This is a genomic window from Streptomyces sp. NPDC048484 (assembly GCF_040651415.1).
Taxonomy (GTDB): domain Bacteria; phylum Actinomycetota; class Actinomycetes; order Streptomycetales; family Streptomycetaceae; genus Streptomyces.
Genome location: NZ_JBEZJY010000001.1, coordinates 87,149 through 106,071, shown reverse-complemented (window position 1 = coordinate 106,071; position 18,923 = coordinate 87,149). Strand labels below are relative to the sequence as shown.

General features: G+C 68.6%; 18 protein-coding genes. 4 read left to right on the top strand and 14 right to left on the bottom strand.

The window, feature by feature from the left end; genetic code table 11:
- Window positions 1–41 precede the first annotated feature (41 nt).
- The 3 genes from AB0D14_RS00400 to AB0D14_RS00390 form a co-directional block, all read right to left on the bottom strand.
- Entirely contained in the window at window positions 42–1,355 is a 1,314-nt protein-coding gene (locus AB0D14_RS00400) for an extracellular solute-binding protein (RefSeq protein WP_362772454.1), read from the bottom strand.
- A gap of 457 nt (window positions 1,356–1,812) precedes the next feature.
- Complete coding sequence (locus tag AB0D14_RS00395; RefSeq protein ID WP_362772451.1) at window positions 1,813–2,115, bottom strand: DUF3039 domain-containing protein; 303 nt, start codon at window positions 2,113–2,115, stop codon at window positions 1,813–1,815.
- Between the two features lie 29 nt (window positions 2,116–2,144).
- The gene (locus AB0D14_RS00390) at window positions 2,145–2,717 is read right to left on the bottom strand and encodes a YqgE/AlgH family protein (RefSeq protein ID WP_328496043.1); all 573 of its coding nucleotides are present in this window, start codon (window positions 2,715–2,717) and stop codon (window positions 2,145–2,147) included.
- Window positions 2,718–2,968: 251 nt separating this feature from the next.
- Between AB0D14_RS00390 and murA the strand changes: the two genes are divergently transcribed.
- Window positions 2,969–4,315, top strand: a complete 1,347-nt coding sequence (murA, locus tag AB0D14_RS00385; protein WP_362772447.1) for a UDP-N-acetylglucosamine 1-carboxyvinyltransferase — start codon at window positions 2,969–2,971, stop codon at window positions 4,313–4,315.
- A 136-nt stretch (window positions 4,316–4,451) separates the two neighbouring features.
- Here murA and AB0D14_RS00380 read toward each other — a convergent pair whose 3' ends face one another.
- From AB0D14_RS00380 to AB0D14_RS00350, 7 genes are all read right to left on the bottom strand, one after another.
- Complete coding sequence (locus tag AB0D14_RS00380) at window positions 4,452–4,733, bottom strand: HU family DNA-binding protein (protein ID WP_007382399.1); 282 nt, start codon at window positions 4,731–4,733, stop codon at window positions 4,452–4,454.
- A 529-nt stretch (window positions 4,734–5,262) separates the two neighbouring features.
- Window positions 5,263–6,678: an NAD-dependent malic enzyme gene (locus tag AB0D14_RS00375; protein WP_362772444.1), complete on the bottom strand. Its 1,416-nt coding sequence runs from the start codon at window positions 6,676–6,678 to the stop codon at window positions 5,263–5,265.
- Between the two features lie 500 nt (window positions 6,679–7,178).
- Window positions 7,179–9,776, bottom strand: a complete 2,598-nt coding sequence (locus tag AB0D14_RS00370) for a UvrD-helicase domain-containing protein (RefSeq protein WP_362772441.1) — start codon at window positions 9,774–9,776, stop codon at window positions 7,179–7,181.
- Window positions 9,777–9,859: 83 nt separating this feature from the next.
- Window positions 9,860–10,633, bottom strand: coding sequence for a zf-HC2 domain-containing protein (locus tag AB0D14_RS00365; RefSeq protein WP_362772439.1), 774 nt, complete (start codon window positions 10,631–10,633; stop codon window positions 9,860–9,862).
- Window positions 10,634–10,671: 38 nt separating this feature from the next.
- Window positions 10,672–11,193, bottom strand: a complete 522-nt coding sequence (locus tag AB0D14_RS00360) for a sigma-70 family RNA polymerase sigma factor (protein WP_010039908.1) — start codon at window positions 11,191–11,193, stop codon at window positions 10,672–10,674.
- Window positions 11,194–11,389: 196 nt separating this feature from the next.
- Entirely contained in the window at window positions 11,390–11,983 is a 594-nt protein-coding gene (locus AB0D14_RS00355) for a CGNR zinc finger domain-containing protein (protein ID WP_362772436.1), read from the bottom strand.
- A gap of 226 nt (window positions 11,984–12,209) precedes the next feature.
- Complete coding sequence (locus AB0D14_RS00350) at window positions 12,210–13,304, bottom strand: uroporphyrinogen-III synthase (protein WP_362772433.1); 1,095 nt, start codon at window positions 13,302–13,304, stop codon at window positions 12,210–12,212.
- Between the two features lie 27 nt (window positions 13,305–13,331).
- Here AB0D14_RS00350 and AB0D14_RS00345 point away from each other — a divergent pair, with 27 nt between their 5' ends.
- Window positions 13,332–13,700, top strand: a complete 369-nt coding sequence (locus tag AB0D14_RS00345) for a hypothetical protein (RefSeq protein WP_362772430.1) — start codon at window positions 13,332–13,334, stop codon at window positions 13,698–13,700.
- A 35-nt stretch (window positions 13,701–13,735) separates the two neighbouring features.
- Here the strand turns inward: AB0D14_RS00345 and AB0D14_RS00340 are convergent, their stop codons facing one another.
- On the bottom strand, window positions 13,736–15,118 hold the full coding sequence (locus AB0D14_RS00340) for a nitrate/nitrite transporter (protein WP_362772428.1): 1,383 nt from the start codon (window positions 15,116–15,118) through the stop codon (window positions 13,736–13,738).
- Window positions 15,119–15,282: 164 nt separating this feature from the next.
- Window positions 15,283–15,729 carry an ATP-binding protein gene (locus AB0D14_RS00335; protein ID WP_362772425.1) on the bottom strand — a complete coding sequence of 149 codons (447 nt, stop codon included), beginning with the start codon at window positions 15,727–15,729 and terminating at the stop codon, window positions 15,283–15,285.
- A 233-nt stretch (window positions 15,730–15,962) separates the two neighbouring features.
- Between AB0D14_RS00335 and AB0D14_RS00330 the strand changes: the two genes are divergently transcribed.
- The gene (locus tag AB0D14_RS00330) at window positions 15,963–16,814 is read left to right on the top strand and encodes a helix-turn-helix transcriptional regulator (RefSeq protein WP_362772422.1); all 852 of its coding nucleotides are present in this window, start codon (window positions 15,963–15,965) and stop codon (window positions 16,812–16,814) included.
- Window positions 16,815–16,823: 9 nt separating this feature from the next.
- Window positions 16,824–17,000, top strand: coding sequence for a DUF397 domain-containing protein (locus AB0D14_RS00325; protein ID WP_362772419.1), 177 nt, complete (start codon window positions 16,824–16,826; stop codon window positions 16,998–17,000).
- 76 nt (window positions 17,001–17,076) lie between these two features.
- On the opposite strand, the gene AB0D14_RS00320 is transcribed toward AB0D14_RS00325, so the two are convergent.
- A complete protein-coding gene (locus tag AB0D14_RS00320; RefSeq protein ID WP_362772416.1) occupies window positions 17,077–18,105 on the bottom strand; it encodes a hypothetical protein in 1,029 nt (342 codons plus the stop codon).
- Window positions 18,102–18,788 (bottom strand): hypothetical protein, encoded by a 687-nt coding sequence (locus AB0D14_RS00315; protein ID WP_362773122.1) that lies wholly within the window; start codon window positions 18,786–18,788, stop codon window positions 18,102–18,104. Before AB0D14_RS00315 ends, AB0D14_RS00320 begins: the two co-directional genes overlap by 4 nt.
- Window positions 18,789–18,923 lie beyond the last annotated feature (135 nt).

Here is an 18,923-nt window from a genome sequence, read left to right as displayed (position 1 = left end):
GGGTCCTGGAAGCGGACGGTTCGTCATCCGGTTCGCTCGGCTCATCCGGCTGAGCTGAACGCGGTGTTCATCTTCTTGGCCGCGTCCTTGGAAGCGGCCGCCACGCCCTTACGTCCGCTGACGACCTCCTGGAACATCGTCGGCAGGACCAGGGACGCGTCGATCTGGGACCAGGCCGGCGAGGCCGGGACGAACTTGGCACCGGCGCCGAGAGTCTCCACGAAGGGCTCGACGAACGGTTCGCGCTTCGCGACGTTCTGGCGCACGTCCGTGAACGTCGGCAGGAAGCCCATCGCGTCGAAGAGCGCGTCCTGCGTCTTCTTCCCCGCGAGCTGCTCCATCAGGTCGACGGCGAGTGTGCGGTGCGAGGTGCTGTTCAGTACGCCGAGGTTGTTGCCACCGGCGAAGGCGGGAGCGATGTCACCCGACTTCACCCCGGGCAGCGGTACGACCGCGTACTTGCCCTTGACCTTCCCCGCCTCGATCGCCGCGTGGCTGAAGTCGCCGCCGATGGCCATGCCCGCCTTGCCGGAGGCGAACGCCGTGACGGTGTCGTTGCCGCCCATGCCCGCGCACTTGGCGGCCGGACAGTTGTCGTCGCCGAAGAGCGAGGTGTACGTCTTGATGCCCTTCTGGGCCTCCGCCGTGTCGATCGTCGAGGCGTACGATCCGCCCTTGCCCTGGGCTATCTCACCGCCGTTGGCCCAAATGAAGGGCATCGCGCCGTACGTGTAGGCGCCGCCGACCGCGAGACCGTACAGCTCCGGCTTCGCCTGTCTGATCTCCTTGGCCGTGCTGACCAGCTCGTCCAGCGTCTTCGGTACGTCGAGGCCCAGCTCGTCGAAAACGTCGGTCCGGTAGTAAAGGGCGCGGACACCGACGAAGTAGGGGGCGCCGTAGATCTTGCCGTCGACCGTGACGGACTGTTTGGCGGTCGGGTCGGTGTCCTTGGACTCGCTCCAGTCCGTGAACTCGTCGGTGACGTCCGCGAGTCCGCCGTCCTTGACGTAGCCGGCCGTGTCCGTGTTGCCGTACTCGATGAGGTCGGGCGCGCTCTTGGGGTCGTTGAAGGCGGCCTTGATCTTCTCGGCGCGGGTCTCGACAGGGATGTACTGGACGTCGACCTTCGCGCCCTTGTGGGCCTTCTCGAAGGCGGTGACGACCTTGTCGACGACCTTCTCCTTCGGCGTGTTGGCGACCTCCTGGAAGAGCCACACACGCAGGGTGCCGCTCTTCTCGTCCTTGCCTCCGGAGTTGTCGGAGGACTCCGGGGCGCAGGCGGTCGCCGTGAGCCCTGCGACAACGAGCGCGGCGATCGGGGCGGCCATGCGGGCAGAGAGATGAGCGAGCTTCATGAGGCGTCCTCCGGGGGAGCGCGTTGCAACACGTGCAATGGGGGTTTTGCGCTGCACAACACACGGAGGCTATGGAGTACATGAACATGCCCACAAGAGGTCTCAACCACTCTGTGACCGGCTGAAGCACTCCACGCAACGGACGGGCGGGACAAAGGCCCCCGATACACCGGATACGCCGGGGGCTCTGGATACCCCCGGGGCGACAGGTGCGCCGCGTGCGCCGGATGGATCAGGTGCGCCGGATGCACCGAGAGCGCGTACACCGAAAGCGTGTACATCGAAAGCGCGCGACTCGGCCGCCGCTCCCCGCACCGGGGCGCCGCGGCCGTAGTCCGCCCGCCCGGCCCACGCGGCGCACACGTCCACGCGGTCCACCGTGTCCCGCGGCGTCGCGAACGGCGCCGCGGGACACGGGAAGCCCGTAGGACCACCGGAGGCAGGGCCTCCGGAGGCGCTACTTGTTGTCTCCGCCCTTGCCCTTGCCGTCGTCGCCGCCCGCGCCCATGGACTCGTAGATCTCCTTGCACATGGGGCACACGGGGTACTTCTTCGGGTCCCGGCCCGGGACCCACACCTTGCCGCAGAGCGCGACGACGGGTGTGCCGTCGAGCGCGCTCGCCATGATCTTGTCCTTCTGGACGTAGTGGGCGAAGCGCTCGTGGTCCCCGTCGCCGTGCGACGTCTGCGGCGTCGGCTCTACGAGGGTCCCCGTCCCAGTGCCTCGCTGGGGCTGGGTCTCAGGCTCAAGAGTGCTCATAACCGCAAGAGTACTGAAGGTGGGAGGCATCAGTTGAGCGAAGGGTCGTCCGGGTACGTGGCCACCATCGCCAGCTCGTTGCGCTGACGGCGCAGCACCTCGCGCCACAGCCGTTCCGGAGCGGGCGAGGAGACGTCACCGGGCTCGGACTCGACGACGTACCAGGCGCCCTCGACCAGTTCGTCCTCCAGCTGCCCGGGCCCCCAGCCCGCGTATCCCGCGAAGATCCTGAGCGAGCCGAGGGCCGAGGCGAGCAGTTCCGGCGGTGCCTCCAGGTCGACGAGCCCGATCGCGCCGTGCACCCGGCGCCAACCGAGCGGCGCGCGCTCCCCGGAGGCTCCGCCCGGGATCACCGCGACACCGAGCGCGGAGTCCAGCGAGACCGGCCCGCCCTGGAACACGACCCCGGGCTCCCCCGCCAGTTCCGCCCAGCCCGCGAGGATGTCACCCACGTCCACCGGCGTGGGCCGGTTCAGGACGACGCCCAGGGAGCCCTCCTCGTCGTGGTCGAGGAGCAGCACCACCGCGCGGTCGAAGTTGGGGTCCGCCAGGGCGGGAGTGGCCACGAGCAGCCGCCCTGTGAGCGAGGACACCTCGGTCATGCGAGACATGATCCCGCATCTTCCCCTCGGCGGGGGAGGCAATACCCGTACCCGGGTGAATGCAGCTCAGGGCGTACGGGTGCAGGTGGAGCGCATGCCGGGACCGGTGACCCCGCGTGTCCGATTAGGCACGGTTCGTGTTGTGGCAAAGCTATGACGTTCCTGAGAGGCCCTTGGGCTTACTGAAGGGGGGTGGGGGGCCATTACGCTTGCTTCTTCGCCCCTGTCCCACCAACCGGAACGCGAGATACATGACCGTCAACGGCTCAGACGACGTACTCCTTGTCCACGGCGGAACCCCGCTGGAGGGTGAGATCCGTGTCCGCGGTGCGAAGAACCTTGTACCGAAGGCCATGGTTGCCGCACTGCTCGGCAGCGCTCCGAGCCGGCTGCGCAACGTCCCGGACATCCGTGACGTGCGGGTCGTACGCGGCCTGCTGCAGCTGCACGGGGTGACGGTCCGTCCGGGCGAGGAGCCGGGCGAGCTCATCATGGACCCGTCGCACGTGGAGAGCGCCAACGTCGCGGACATCGACGCGCACGCGGGTTCGTCGCGTATCCCGATCCTGCTCTGCGGTCCGCTCCTGCACCGCCTCGGCCATGCGTTCATCCCGGGCCTGGGTGGCTGCGACATCGGCGGCCGGCCGATCGACTTCCACTTCGAGGTGCTGCGCCAGTTCGGCGCGACCATCGAGAAGCGCGCGGACGGGCAGTATCTGGAGGCTCCGCAGCGGCTGCGCGGCACCAAGATCGAGCTGCCGTACCCGTCGGTCGGCGCGACCGAGCAGGTGCTCCTGACGGCCGTCCTCGCGGAGGGCGTCACGGAGCTCGCGAACGCGGCGGTGGAACCGGAGATCGAGGACCTGATCTGCGTTCTGCAGAAAATGGGCGCGATCATCGCGATGGACACCGACCGCACCATCCGCGTCACGGGCGTGGACAGTCTCGGCGGCTACACCCATGCGGCCCTGCCGGACCGCCTGGAGGCCGCCTCGTGGGCTTCCGCGGCGCTGGCGACCGAAGGCAACATCTACGTCCACGGCGCCCAGCAGCGCTCGATGATGACGTTCCTCAACACGTACCGGAAGGTGGGCGGCGCCTTCGAGATCGACGACGAGGGCATCCGCTTCTGGCACCCCGGCGGCCAGCTCAAGTCGATCGCGCTGGAGACGGACGTCCACCCGGGCTTCCAGACGGACTGGCAGCAGCCCCTCGTGGTCGCCCTGACGCAGGCCACCGGGCTCTCCATCGTCCACGAGACGGTGTACGAGTCCCGCCTCGGCTTCACCTCGGCGCTCAACCAGATGGGCGCGCACATCCAGCTCTACCGCGAGTGCCTGGGCGGCTCCCGCTGCCGCTTCGGCCAGCGCAACTTCCTGCACTCGGCGGTCGTGTCGGGCCCGACGAAGCTCCAGGGCGCCGACCTGGTCATCCCCGACCTGCGGGGTGGCTTCTCGTACCTCATCGCGGCGCTGGCGGCCCAGGGCACGTCCAGGGTGCACGGCATCGACCTGATCAACCGCGGCTACGAGAACTTCATGGAGAAGCTCGTCGAGCTGGGCGCGAAGGTCGAGCTGCCGGGCAAGGCACTCGGCTGACCCGCGAGCAGCTAGCCGTTCACGGCTCCCGCCGGGAACCGGTACGTACGCCAATGGGGCGGTTCACCCGAACCGGGTGAACCGCCCCATTGGCGTTACCAGAGCCTCGTACGCCCTCCGGGACGTACAGGAAGGCTTACTTGCCCTTGGCGGCTTCCTTGAGCTTGCTGCCCGCGGAGACCTTCACGCTGTAGCCGGCCGGGATCTGGATCGGGTCGCCGGTCTGCGGGTTACGAGCGGTGCGAGCGGCACGGTGGGTGCGCTCGAAGGTCAGGAAGCCGGGGATGGTGACCTTCTCGTCGCCCTTGGCGACGATCTCACCGACGGTCTCGGCAAAGGCGGCCAGAACGGCGTCGGCGTCCTTGCGAGTCACCTCGGCACGGTCGGCCAGCGCGGCCACCAGCTCACTGCGGTTCATGTTGTTACTCCCGTGTTCTTCTTGCCGTTGAGGCGTGCCACGCGGCGGAGCCGCATCTCGGGCACGTCGAAGCCGATGCTGCCAGGGTCCTCAGCGGTCCCCGGACCCGGGTCCGTGGCCGGACCCTCGCGCCCGAAGACGCATCCTGCCCCCACCTGCGGCGGGAAAGCCAATCCGGCACCCCTGGGAGTCACACGAAAAGCGCCACGGCCTCGAATTGGTGACACTCCGTCCACTCCCGGCAGCGGACCGCACGGCCGGTAAAGGCCTGGTGGGTCCGCAGGGACTGCCATGGCCGCCACCCTAGAGGCGGCCCGAGGCCCCATGTCCGGCGACGCGCCGGTACGGGGCCCGGGGTGGCAACCGTCACAATCCCCGCCGATCGGGGTTTTTCCCGCCCCCAGCGCCTCTACCCAATCCCGTCGCCGAATCACATCACCCATCACGAAACCGACTCAGGGTGACTCAGGGTGACTCAGGGGCGCGGCCCTCAGAAGGGTGAGACGGGGCTCAGAGCGTGGGACGGGGCTCAGACCGTCACGCCCGCCGCCTTCGCCGCGTCGCGGACCGCGCCCGCGACCGCGCCCGCGACCTTGTCGTTGAAGACGCTGGGGATGATGTAGTTCGCGTTGAGCTCGTCCTCCGCCACCACGCCCGCCAGCGCCGTTGCGGCCGCAAGCATCATCTCCGTGTTGACCGTGCGGGACTGCGCGTCCAGGAGGCCGCGGAAGACACCCGGGAAGACCAGCACGTTGTTGATCTGGTTCGGGAAGTCCGAGCGACCGGTGGCCACGACCGCCGCGGTCTGCCGGGCGATCGCCGGGTCGACTTCGGGGTCGGGATTCGCGAGCGCGAAGACGATCGCGTCGTCAGCCATGGCGGCCACGTCGTCGCCGTCCAGCACGTTCGGGGCCGAGACGCCGATGAAGACGTCCGCGCCGCGCACAGCCTGCTTCAGCGTCCCCGTGACGCCCTCGGGGTTGGTGTTGTCGGCGATCCACCGCAGCGGCGAGTCGGCGGCGGCCTCCACCAGGTCCTCGCGGCCCGCGTGCACGACACCGTGGATGTCGGCCACGACGGCGTGCTTGACGCCGGCGGCGAGCAGCAGTTTCAGGATGGCCGTACCCGCCGCTCCCGCGCCGGACATGACGACGCGGATGTCGCCGGTCGCCTTGTTGGTGACGCGCAGCGCGTTCGTGAGCGCCGCGAGCACGACGATCGCCGTGCCGTGCTGGTCGTCGTGGAAGACGGGGATGTCGAGGGCCTCGCGCAGGCGGGCCTCGATCTCGAAGCAGCGCGGGGCGGAGATGTCTTCGAGGTTGATGCCGGCGAAGCCGGGGGCGATCGCCTTGACGATCTCGACGATCGCGTCGGTGTCCTGGGTGTCCAGGCACAGCGGCCAGGCGTCGATGCCGGCGAACCGCTTGAAGAGCGCGGCCTTGCCCTCCATGACCGGCAGGGCGGCCATCGGGCCGATGTTGCCGAGGCCCAGCACGGCCGAGCCGTCCGTCACGACCGCGACGGAGTTGCGCTTGATGGTGAGCCGGCGGGCGTCCTCGGGGTTCTCGGCGATCGCCATGCACACCCGGGCCACACCCGGCGTGTAGATCATCGAGAGGTCGTCACGGTTGCGGATGGGGTGCTTGGACGCCATCTCGATCTTGCCGCCGAGGTGCATCAGGAACGTACGGTCGGAGACCTTGCCGAGCGTGACGTCCTCGATGCCGCGCAGCTGCTCGACGATCTCTTCCGAGTGCGCCGTGGAAGACGCCGCGATGGTGACGTCGATCCGGAGCTTCTCGTGGCCGGAGGCCGTCACGTCGAGGCCCGTCACCGAGCCTCCGCTGGACTCCACGGCGGTGGTGATCTGGGAGACCGCGGTTCCGCTCGCGGGCACCTCCAACCGGACCGTAATCGAGTAGGAGACGCTGGGCGCCGTTGCCATGGCCGACTTCCTCTGCTTTCACCGGGTACTACGAGTACTGCGAGCACTGGTGACTCGTGGAGCACTACTGGCTCGTGGTTTGTTTGCCGTCCGATCGTCGCACCTACCGCGGAGTACGTGGTAGCCGCCCCGGATTGCGAACCTTTTGTTCATGAACGAAAGAGGTCCACGTCACTGTGTGACGTGGACCTCCATCGTGCGACTTTCATACGATTTCCGCGCGGCAGCACTCATACAACTCGTGCGGCTCGCGCACCAACACGTTCAATCACGTTCAATGACACCGACCCGCCATGCTCGCCTCGCGGCAAGTGGTCGCTCGTAGCGACGAAGGTTGGGCCCGGGGGCTTGGATCGGGCCGGTGTCACATCCAAGGTAACAAACGATCCCCGTAAGGCAATTCCCGCACCGTGGGTTCACAGAGAACCTTCACGAGGACGGGCTCCTGGGTTCACCGTGGCGCGCCCGCCGATTCACGGGCGCGCCACCGAGGGGCCCGCTCAGTCCCGCAGGAGATCCGGTACTCCGTCCGCGTCCGGCTCGTCGCGGGCCGCCGAGACGATGGTGAGCTGCTGCGTCGCCCGGGTCAGCGCCACGTACAGCACACGCAGCCCCGCCGGTGACTCGTCGGCGATCTCCGCGGGAGAGACGACCACCGTGGCGTCGTACTCCAGGCCCTTGGCCTCCAGGCTGCCGAGCGCCACCACTCGGTCCCCGAGTCCGGCGAGCCACCGCGCGGCCTCGGCACGGCGGTTCATGGCGACTACGACGCCGACCGTGCCGTCGACCTGGTCGAGCAGGCGCGCGGCCTCCTCCCGCACGGTCTTCGCGAGGGAGTCCCGCGTGTCCCTGGAATCCCTGGAGTCCCTGGAATCCCTGGAGTCCCGTGCGACGGTGCCTTTTCCGCCTGTCTTTCCGCCCGGCTGGCCGACCGCCTGTCCGCCCGTCTGTGCGCCCGTCTGTGCGCCCGCCGTGGTCACGAAACGGGGCCGTACGCCCGTCGAGCGGACCGCGGAAGGGGACTTCGAGCCGGGCATGGCGAGGGCCAGGACCTTGGCGGCCAGCTCGGCGATCTCGGCCGGGTTGCGGTAGTTCACGGTGAGCGTGAAACGGCGGCGCGGGCGGCTGCCGAGGGCCTCGTCACGGGCCTCGGCGGCCTCGTCCGGGTCCGACCAGGACGACTGGGCGGGGTCGCCGACCACCGTCCAGGTGGCGTGCCGGCCGCGACGGCCGATCATGCGCCACTGCATGGGTGTGAGGTCCTGCGCCTCGTCGACGATGACGTGCGCGTACTCCGTGCGCTCCTGCGCCAGCCGCTCGGCCCGCTCGCGCTGCGACTCCTCACGATGAGGCATGAGCTCCTCCAGGCCCGTCAGCTGGTCGAGCGGGTCGAGGTCGCGCTTCCTGCGGGGGCGGGCCGGGGTGCCGACGATCGCCTCCAGTTCGTCGAGCATGGCCACGTCGTGCACGGAGAACCCGTCCCGCTTGAGGGATCGGGCCACCCGCCGTACCTCGCCGGGGTTCAGGATCCGCCGCGCCCAGCGCCCGAGCCGTCTCTCGTCGGCCATCGCCGCCAGCACGGCACGGGGTGACAGCTCGGGCCACCAGGCGTCGAAGAACGCGATGAAGGCGTCCTCGGAGCTGACGTCCTCGTCGAACGACGACCGCAGTTCGGCGGCCAGCTCGGGGTCGGAGTGCCGACCGCCGGCGCCGGACCGCGACCAGAGGGCGTCGAGCAGCAGCTTGCGGGCACGCGGGCGCAGCAGGTTCACGGGCGCGGTCCCGGAGAGCGCGTTGTGCCGGACGCGGTCCAGCTCGGGCGCCTCCAGCTCCAGCCGGCGCCCGAAGGCTACGACCCGGAGGCGGGTGGGCGTGGCCGCCGGCCTCCGCGTACCGGATCCGTCGCCGCCCTGTTCTCCGTGCTCGCTCTCGTCGGCCTCGTTGCTCTCATCGGCCTCGTCGAACTCGTCGCCGAACGCGAGCTGCTCGGACAGGGCGGGGGCGGCCCGGCCCGAACCGGACCGGCGGCCGGACGCGCCGGGCGGACCCGACGACTCCAGCGCCCCGTGTGCCGCCTTCCGCAGCACCTTCAGCATCCGGTAGGACCCCTTGGCCCGGGCCACCGCCGGAGAGTCGTACTGCGTGGCCTCGGCGCCGTCGACCAGGGAGCCGACCGCGCGGATGGCGACCTGGCCCTCCTCGCCGAGGGACGGCAGGACACCTTCGGTGTACGCGACCAGCAGGGGCGTGGGCGAGACGATCAGGATGCCGCCCGCGTACCGTCTGCGGTCCTGGTAGAGCAGGTAGGCGGCCCGGTGCAGGGCGACCGCCGTCTTGCCGGTGCCGGGGCCGCCCTCCACGTAGGTCACGGACGCGGCGGGTGCCCGGATGACCATGTCCTGCTCGGCCTGGATGGAGGCGACGATGTCCCGCATGGTGTGGCTGCGGGCCTGGCCGAGCGCGGCCATCAGGGCGCCGTCGCCGATCACCGGCAGTTCGTTGCCGGCGAGCGTGGCCTTCAGCTCCGGGCGCATCAGGTCGTCCTCGACACCGAGGACCTTGCGGCCCTTGGAGCGGATGACCCGGCGGCGTACGACCCGGCCGGGGTCGACCGGCGTGGAGCGGTAGAACGGCGCGGCCGCCGGGGCCCGCCAGTCGATGACCAGCGGCGCGTACTCGGCGTCGAGGACGCCGATACGTCCGATGTGGAGGGTCTCCGCGATGTCGGCGGTGTTGTCGGGCCGTACGGCTCCCTCGGCGGGTTCGACCGCCGTGTACGCGCCGTCCGGACCCTTCTTGCCGTCCTTGCCGAGGAGGAGGTCGATCCGTCCGAAGAGGAAGTCCTCGAACTCGTTGTTCAGGCGGTTGAGATGGATCCCCGCCCGGAACACCTGCGCGTCACGCTCCGCGAGTGCGCCGGGCGTACCGACCTGGCCGCGCTTGGCGGCGTCGTTCATCAGGAACTCCGCCTCGTGGATCTTTTCCTCAAGGCGCTGGTACACCCGGTCGAGGTGTTCCTGCTCGACGCCGGTCTCCCGGTCGCGCACTGAGTCGCCTACCGGATCGAGCGCCATTTCCTGCTGAACCTGAGCGGCCACCGGGCCCCCTTCTGACGTGCATGGCAGCCGTCAACCGTACGCGAAGGGGAGCCCGGCAGGCTACGTTTGCGCTCTTGATCCGCTTACACGTCGGCCTCGGCCAGCTTTTCGCCGTCGAAGGTCACGACCTCGAAGTGGTCGATATCGGCACTGTTCATCGCGATGGCGCCCTGGAGATAGAGCGGGTTCCTGGCCAGCTCGGTGGCGGCGCCCTTGATGCCGTAGCCCCACTTCGGGACGGTCCAGGTGGTCGCCGTCTCCCGCTCGCCGTTCTTGCTGACGGCGACGAGGGAGCACTTCTGCGGGCCCTTGACGTTCTTCAGCTCCAGGGCCACCCCGGTGCCGTACGGCTTGCTCTCCATGCCGACCGCGACGCTGACCTGAGTGCCCGCGTCCGTGCCCTTGACCTTCTCCTTCATCCCGGTGAACACCTGCTTGGCGGGACTGACGGACGCCAGGGGCTTGGCTTCCTGAGTGGTGTCACCGCCGCCGGTGGCCGCGATCGCGGCGATCGGACCGCCGATGATCAGTGAGGCCGCGAGCCCGAAGAAGAGACGTCGGCTCTTCTTGGCACGGACACGGCGCTCGACGACCTCGCCGACCAGCCGGTCCGAGAGTTGTGTGCTCGGGCGGACGGCAAGCGTCTCGCCTATGGCCGGTGTGCCGCGGGTGCCCGGCAGATCCGCCAGGGCGGCGAGCATCGGCTCCATGCCCGAGAGTTCGTCGAGCTGCTGCCCGCACCACTCGCAGGTCGCGAGGTGCGCCTCGAACTCCGTCGCTTCGGCGTCATCGAGGATGCCCAGCGCATAGGCACCCACTGTCTCGTGCAGATCGCCCTGCCCTTGCGAACTTTGCATGGAACCAGGACTACCCGTTCCGTATCCCCCATATGTGCTCATGCCGTCACCCCCCGCTCCTCCAGTGCGAGCTTCATCGAACGCAGGGCATAGAACACCCGTGATCGCACCGTGCCGCTGGGTATCCCCAGGGTCTCGGCGGCCTCGTTTACGGTACGCCCCTTGAAGTACGTCTCGACCAGTACCTCCCGGTGAGCGGGGGTCAGGTCGTCGAGCGCGTCAGAGAGTGTCATCAGCCACAACGCCTTGTCGATCTCGTCCTCCGCAGGAATGACCTCCAGCGGCGACGGGTCCACCTCCTGCGGCCGGGCCTGCCGGCTGCGGTGCCCGTCGATGACGATGCGCCGGGCGACCGTCACCAGCCAAGGGCGCACCGAACCAGTCGCTCGGTTGAGTTGCCCGGCGTTCTTCCAGGCGCGAATGAGCGTCTCCTGGACGACATCCTCCGCCCGCTGCCGGTCTCCGGCGACCAGCCGCAGCACATAGGCGAGCAAGGGGCCTGCGTGTTCCCGGTACAGCGCACGCATCAACTCCTCGTCAGGTTCCGAGGGCTGGGACATGCGATGTCGGGCCCTCGGCGATCGTTCATCGGCCACGGCGGAATCCTTGCGCACGCCTACCTCCGGTGTCCGGGGGATCCCCCAGTCGGTCGCTCATCCCGGGATACGGGCGCAGGCGCGGCTGTGTTCAAAGTGACGGAATATCTATGTGAGGAGAGTGTGGGGAAGTTGGGGGGCTCTCCTTCACGGAGGAACTCTAAGCCCGTGCGAGGGCGGCCCTGCGCCGATGTCGGGCAACTCTCTCGCGGTTTCCGCACACTTCACTGGAGCACCACCTGCGGCGACGCCCTCTGGACGTATCCAGGTACACGATGGGGCAGTTGTCTCCCTCACACTGGCGGATGCTCGCGCGAGCCGCCGGATCCGTGAGAAGTTCCACAGTGTCACGAGCGACCGCCGCGAGCAGAGACGCACAGGTCGGCGGGGAGCACAGGGCGCGGACGAGCGTGCCGCCGACGTCCCATACCGCCAACTGCACGGGCGGTGCGGCGCGGGCGAGTTCGTTGACCCGGGTCAGCGCGATGCCGAAGGGCCGGGAGTCCTGGCGGGGCTCCTCACGCACCAACTGGCCGATATGTCCCCGTAGTTCGCGGAAGCCCACGATCCAGGAGGAGTCGGCCGACGCGAGGGGCGTGCCCGCCGGGACGAGTCCGGATCCGGTGATCCAGGCCCGCAACGGCTCGGCCGAGTCGATCCGTTCCTCGGGATGCGTGGTCGCCAGGAGATCGAGACAGATCCGCCCGGAGTCGAACCGCAGCTCGTACGGGGCCGTGGCCGTGCCCAATGCCATGTGCCTGTCACCGCCTTGGAGTCGCCGCCGTGCGGGGTCGGTGAGGGATCGTGAAGCAGGGGGCCGTGAGAGCCGTGCGAGGCCGGTACCCCCGTACCTCCGTACCCCCTACAGTGCCTTCCCCCGCGCGCGGCGGGAAGACCCACGCCGTCCCGTACCTGCCCACGCCGGTCCACGGCCGGTCCGGGCAGTCGGGGCGGTCCGGGCAGTCGGGGCGGTCCGGGCGTCAGACGTCGGCGTACTTGGAGTCGGCGGCCGGGTCGAGCGCCAGCCGGTAGCCGCGCTTGACGACGGTCTGGATGAGCTTGGGCGTGCCCAGTGCCGTACGCAGCCGGGCCATCGCGGTCTCCACGGCGTGCTCGTCCTTGCCCGCGCCGGGCAGGGCCCGCAGCAGCTCGGCCCGGGCCACCACCCAGCCGGGCCGCCGGGACAGCGCACGCATCAGCGACATACCGGCGGGCGGTACGGGCCGCAGCGCGTCGTCCACCAGCACCGCGTGCCCGCGGATCTCCACCCGGTGACCGGCGATCGGCAACGTCCGCGCCCGGGAGGGCAGTTCCTTGCACAGGACCTGCACGAGGGGGCCGAGCCGGAAACGTTCCGGCTGGATCGTGTCGATGCCCCTGGCCTGCAGCGGCAGCGCGGTGACCGGGCCGACACAGGCGGACAGCACGTCATGGTTGAGGGCGGCGAGCAGTTCGGGGAGCAGCCCGCGGTCCTCGGCGCGACCCAGCATCGAGGCCGCGGCCGGGGCGCTGGTGAAGGTCAGCGCGTCCAGGCCCCGGGTGACCGTGGCGTCGATCAGCCGGTCCAGGGGCCCGATGTCCTCCGGGGCCATCCAGCGATACACGGGAACGCCCACGACCTCCGCGCCGGCCGCCCGCAGCGACTCGACGAAGCCGGGCAGCGGTTCGCCGTGCAACTGGATCGCGATCCGGCGCCCCTCGACTCCCTCGTCCAGCAGCCGGTCGAGTACCTCGGCCATGGATTCGGAGGTCGGGGACCACTCCTCGGTCAGTCCCTGGGCGCGTACCGCACCTTTGACCTTGGGTCCGCGGGCGAGCAGCTCGACTCCGCGCAGCACGGCGAGCAGTTCCTCGCCGATACCCCACCCGTCGGCGGCCTCGACCCAGCCGCGGAACCCGATCGCGGTGGTCGCGATCACGACGTCCGGGGCCTGGTCGAGCAGCTGCTTGGTCGCCGCCAGCAGTTCGCTGTCGTCGGCGAGCGGCACGATGCGCAGGGCGGGGGCGTGCAGGACGGCGGCCCCGCGCCGCTGGAGCAGGGTTCCGAGTTCGTCGGCGCGGCGGGCGGCGGTCACCCCGACGGTGAACCCCGCGAGCGGCCCGTGATCCTGTTGCTCCGATCGACCCGGCTGCTCCGATCGGCCTGGCTGATCCGGCCGACCTGGCTGATCCGGCCGGTTCGGCTGATCCGCCTGACCTTGCTGGCCCGGCTGGCCCGGCTGGCCCGCCTGACCCTGCTGACCCGGTTGTCCCGGTTGGCTTTGTTGATCCGGTTGCTGCTCCGGTCGCTGCGGTTGCTCGTGCATGGCTCTCGTCCCGCTCAAGTGGTGTTCGTCCGCGTCACCCGCTGGGTTGGGGCGTCCTACTGCTCGGAGTACCCGTCCCAGAGGGTCCGGATCTCCGGGGGCGTCCCCTGCACGCCCCATTTGCCCGCCTCATGGCGGACGACCGAGCCTGTCAATCATGCGTGACAGGCTCGGTTCCGCTTGATGTCGCCCGTGTTACGTCACACCTCCGCGTAGCTGAGCTGCGACTTCGCCTCCGATGCGGCAGTAGCGGGTGACTCGGCGGTCGCCGGGCGGCGAAGGTATACGGCCCAGGTGACCGCGAAGCACACCGCGTAGAAGGCGAGGAAGGCGACGAAGGCCCCGGTGCCGGAGCCGACGCTCAGGAAGGACTGCCGGAAGGCGAGGTTGATACCGAGACCGCCGACCGCGCCCACGGCCCCGATGAGCCCCATCGAGGCCCCCGACAGCCGCCGGCCGTACGAGGCCGCCTCTTCCCCGGTCAGCCCGAGGGCGGTCGCCTTGGCCTGGAAGATGCCGGGGATCATCTTGTACGTGGAGCCGTTGCCGAGCCCCGTCAGCACGAAGAGCACGATGAACGCGGTGGTGAACAGGGCCAGCGACTCCTCCATGGAGGCGACCACGATGACGGCGGTCGCGGCGCCCATGCCGACGAAGTTCCACAGGGTGATGCGGGCCCCGCCGTACTTGTCCGCGAGCCAGCCGCCCACGGGCCGGATCAGCGAGCCGAGCAGCGGGCCGATGAAGGTGACGTACGCCGACTCCAGCGGCGTACGCCCGAACTGTGTCTGCAGGACGAGTCCGAACGCGAAGCTGTATCCGATGAACGACCCGAACGTCCCGATGTAGAGGAAGGACATGATCCAGGTGTGCGGGTCCTTCACGGCCTCCCTGGCGGCGCCGGTGTCGTTCTTCACGGACGTGATGTTGTCCATGTACATGGCGCCGAGAACAGCCGCGATGACGATGAGCGGGATGTAGATCCCGAGCAGCACGCGCGGGCCGCCGCTCGCACCGATGACGGCGAGCGCGACGAGCTGCACGACGGGCACGCCGATGTTGCCGCCACCCGCGTTCAGCCCGAGCGCCCAGCCCTTCTTCCGCAGCGGGAAGAAGGAGTTGATGTTGGTCATGGAGGAGGCGAAGTTCCCGCCTCCCACACCGGCGAGCATGGCGCACACCAGGAAGGTCCCGAAGGACGTCCCGGGCTCCATGACGACGAACGCCGCGATCGTCGGGACGAGCAGCATGCTCGCCGCGATGATGGTCCAGTTCCGGCCGCCGAACCGGGCGACCGCGAAGGTGTACGGCACCCGCACGATGGCGCCGACCAGCGTGGCCATCGAGATGATGAAGAACTTGTCGGCGGGGGTCAGGCCGTACTCGGGCCCCATGAAGAGCACCATGACCGACCAGAGGGTCCAGATCGAGAACCCGATGTGCTCGGAGAGGACCGAGAAGAAAAGGTTGCGCCGGGCAACCTTCTCCCCTGTCTCCTTCCAGAACACCTCGTCCTCCGGGTCCCACTGCTCGATCCAGCGGCCCCCCTTGCGCGGTGTGATGCTGCTGCTCGGGGCTGTCATCTCACGCCTCCACAATTTCTCCGGGTGGTATTCCCGAAGGTAGGGACGGCGCGTTTCCACCCTGTGCCTGCGAGTGACCACGGGGGAACTTTGCTCTCACCCTGGGGCGGGGGGTGCGGTGAGGGTTTTGGCTCGGGGACTCTCTCAGACCTTCTCAGACCTCCTCAGACCTCGAACCACAGCAGCTTTCCGGCGCCGCGTCCAAACAGACCCTCACCGAGGGACCAGCCGCCCCACGCCGTCGCGTACTGCTGCACGAGGAACAGCCCGCGCCCTCCTTCCGCGCCGGCCGGAGCGAGCGGGACAGGCGGGACCCGCACACCGGGAGGCTCATCGAAGGGCGCCGGAATATGCGGGCTGCTGTCCCACACCCCCACCCGCAACCGCCCGTCCCCCACCGCGGTCAGCCTCAGCGAGGCGGGCCCTTTCGTATGCCGGTACGCGTTGGTGACCAACTCGGACGTCAACAGCTCGACCACGTCGAGCATGTCAGCCATACCGTGCCCGCTCAGCGCGGCCCGCACGGTCATACGTACGACTCGGGCAGCACGGGGGTCATGGGGCACGCGAACGGCATACGACCAGGTGTCGGGCAGGGCTACGGTGACCATGAGCGCCTCCGGGAGAGGGAGAAAGGGGACGAGAACTGGGGCTCGCTCAACGTCGGCGCCCTGCGGTGGCAGTGCCTGGTGGGGTGCGCTTCCGGCTTGGGGACGCGGACGGTTGGCGGTACGGTCTCAAGTTAGCTTGACCTGGGAGATAGATCTCCCAGATCGGCTACATTCATCACCCATTACCTCGTATGGGGTACCTGAGCGCCGCGACGCGGCCGGAAGGGACCGTCTTGCCTCCCACCAGCACCCCGACTCTTCGCCAGCGGCGCATGGGCGCCGAACTGCGCAAACTCCGCGAGCGGGCCGGTCTGACCGTCACTGGCGCCGCCGCACTGCTCGGCGTCAACCAGGGCCGCGTCAGCATGATCGAGACCGGCCGCAGTTCCCTCAGCGCCGACCGGGTCCACGCTCTGGCACGCGCGTACAACTGCGCGGACGAACAGCTCGTCGACGCTCTCGCCACCATGACCGGCCGACGGACGCGCGGATGGTGGGAGGAGTACAGCGATGTGCTCCCCTCCGGCCTACTGGATCTGGCCGAGCTGGAGCACCACGCCAACGCGCTCCGCGTGGCTGTCACGATCCACATGCCCGGCCTGCTGCAGACCACGGAACACGCCCGCGCGACGATGCGGGAAGCCGTTCCACCACTTCGGCCGTACGAGATCGAGCACCGCGTCTCCCACCGCGTAAAGCGCCAGGCCGTCCTCTTCGAGGGGGTCAAAACCCCGTACACGGCCATCGTGCACGAGGCAGCGCTACGTATGGGATTCGGCGGCCCTGAGATCAGCCGCGCGCAACTCTGCTACCTGCTGGAGATGAGCGAGCAGCCCACGATCACCATTTTGGTGATCCCCTTCGGGGAAGCAGGGTTCCCAGCATCCGGTCAGCCCATCACCTGCGCCGCCGGCCCGACGCCGAGTCTCGATACTGCCGTCCTGGACACCGACCACGGATGCGAATTCCTGGACGGGACCGCACAGTTGGAACGCTATCGCTCGGTATTGGACCGCATGGAATCACGGGCCCTGCCTGAGCCGAAGTCCCGTGACCTCATCCAGCGCATCGCACACGATCTCTGAGGAGCCCTCATGCCCGAACTCACCTGGCAGAAGTCGTCGTACAGCGCGGAAGCGGCCAACTGCCTCTTCTTGGCGGCTGCTCCTACGGGCACGGTCCACCTCCGCGAGAGCGACGACCCCGGCACCGCCCTCACAACAACCCGGCCTTGCCTGCACGACCTGATACGAAGCCTGAAGAACTCGTAGAGTCGGCAATCCCACTGGCCCTACGAAGTGGGCCGCGCCGCGAAAGCACACGGGGAACCATTCGTTCCCCCACGCATTATCGGTTGACGGACTGGATCTCCTGGACGATTACGTCCTGGCCGGCTCCGAACTCGCCGGGAGGGAGGCCCCGTGCACCGTTCACGCCGGTGCCCGTCCACGAGATCTTCCAGGTGATCGTGGCCTTCAGCTGGTACGAGCCGTCGCCCGACGAGCGCAGGTACTTCACACCGCACGGAGGAGGCTCGTCAGCCTTGCCCTTCGCGTACGCCTCGCCGATCTGGTCGCCGTTCAGTTCGCACACGCCGGACGCGGGATACGTCGTCGCGTCAGCCGTGCCCGGCTCGATCTTCAACGAGAGCGGTTCGGCCGTGGTCGTCGCCTCAACCTGTAGAAGGGGAACAGACGCCGTCACTGAGACCGGCTTGAACTTCGCCGCGTCCAGCCACGCCCACGTCGGCAGGTTCACCTTCGTGGTGCCCTCCGGGGCCAGCTCGACCTTGGTCGAGGGCACGCGGATCTCGGCGTACGCGAGTTGCGCCAGCATCTCGGGAGTGATCGCCTGCGGGATCTCGGGCGGCGGGTCGTCGCCCGTGTCCACCCAGAAGATGTCCTTCGTACAGTCGAGCGCTCCGGGATCGCCTTCCCTGCCTTCAGTGACGTAAGAGTCCCAGAAGTAGCCCTCGCCGGCCTTGTCCTTGTTGAAGTCCTTGTACGACCCACCGCCCTCGAACTTCTTCCGCCGTTCCGCGTCCCACTCGTACCCCGTCGACCCCGCTTCCCAGACCTTCTCCATATCCTTCTGCAGTTGCTCCGGGGTGTACTTCGGGGCGTAGTAACAGGCGGGCGGAGTCCAGTTCGACGCCGAGGAGGTGACCGGGCCGGCCGACTTCCCAGAGCCGTTCTTGGAACGGTCGTAGACAACCGCTCCGGCAGTGGAGGAGAGCTTGTTGCCATCGACGTCCGCAGAGGTCCGAGTATCCGTTTCACGAGTTCCATCGGGCGTGATCTTGGCCCAGGCGCTCGGAGTCCCCATGGAAACCAGCAACATGGTGAAGACGAAACCGCCGAGCACTTTGCGCTTCATTTCAGGCACTTCTTCGCTCCTGCAGTCGACACGATGCGCGTGGTTTGCCACACACCGTCACTGTTCTTCTCCTGCCGTGTGTTGTAGAGAATGAAGTCATCGTTGGACGGCGTAGTGACCTTGGCCTTGTCGGTCTTGAGGTCCTTCGCGTACCCCTTGCTCTCATCAGCGCAGAAGAGCACCGACGCGGTCTTACTTCCGTCGAGCGTCACGGTCCGGTCGTAGTACCGGACCTTGCCGGTGATGCCGAGGCCGGCTTCCTCGAACTTTCCGACCCAGCTCACAGCGGCTTCCAGCGCTCGACCACTGTTGTAGAAGCCGAGGGCCTTGCCCTTCGGGTCAGTGCCCGCGATTGCGGCGTTGACCGAGCGCATCCGCTCGGCGCTGTCAGCCAGCACCGCGTCTTTGACGGCGTCTCCCGTCTTGTCGCCTTCGAAGGTCATCGTCAGATCTGACGGCAGCTCGATCTTCGGGCGCCCGGCGGCAGCCTCCTCGGAGGCGCTCGGCGAGGCCGACTTCTCGGTGCCGGTGTCGGCGCCTGCGATCTTGTCGTTGTCCTTGTCCTTGGAGCTGTCGCCACCACAGGCGGACAGCGACAAGGCCGCAGCGGCGGTCAGCGTGATCGCTGCGAGCAGAGTGGGGCGGCGGTTCACGGACGGCTCCCGGTGAGGCGAGGGGGTCATGAGCGCAGCCACGCTACCGAGGGTGCGGGTGACGACACCAGAGCGAATTACGGCAAGCTGCTTATGAAATGGCCATCTTTGCCTGCATACCGGTACATGAGATTGCCGAAAGGGGCCGCATAAGTCGCGGGCCAA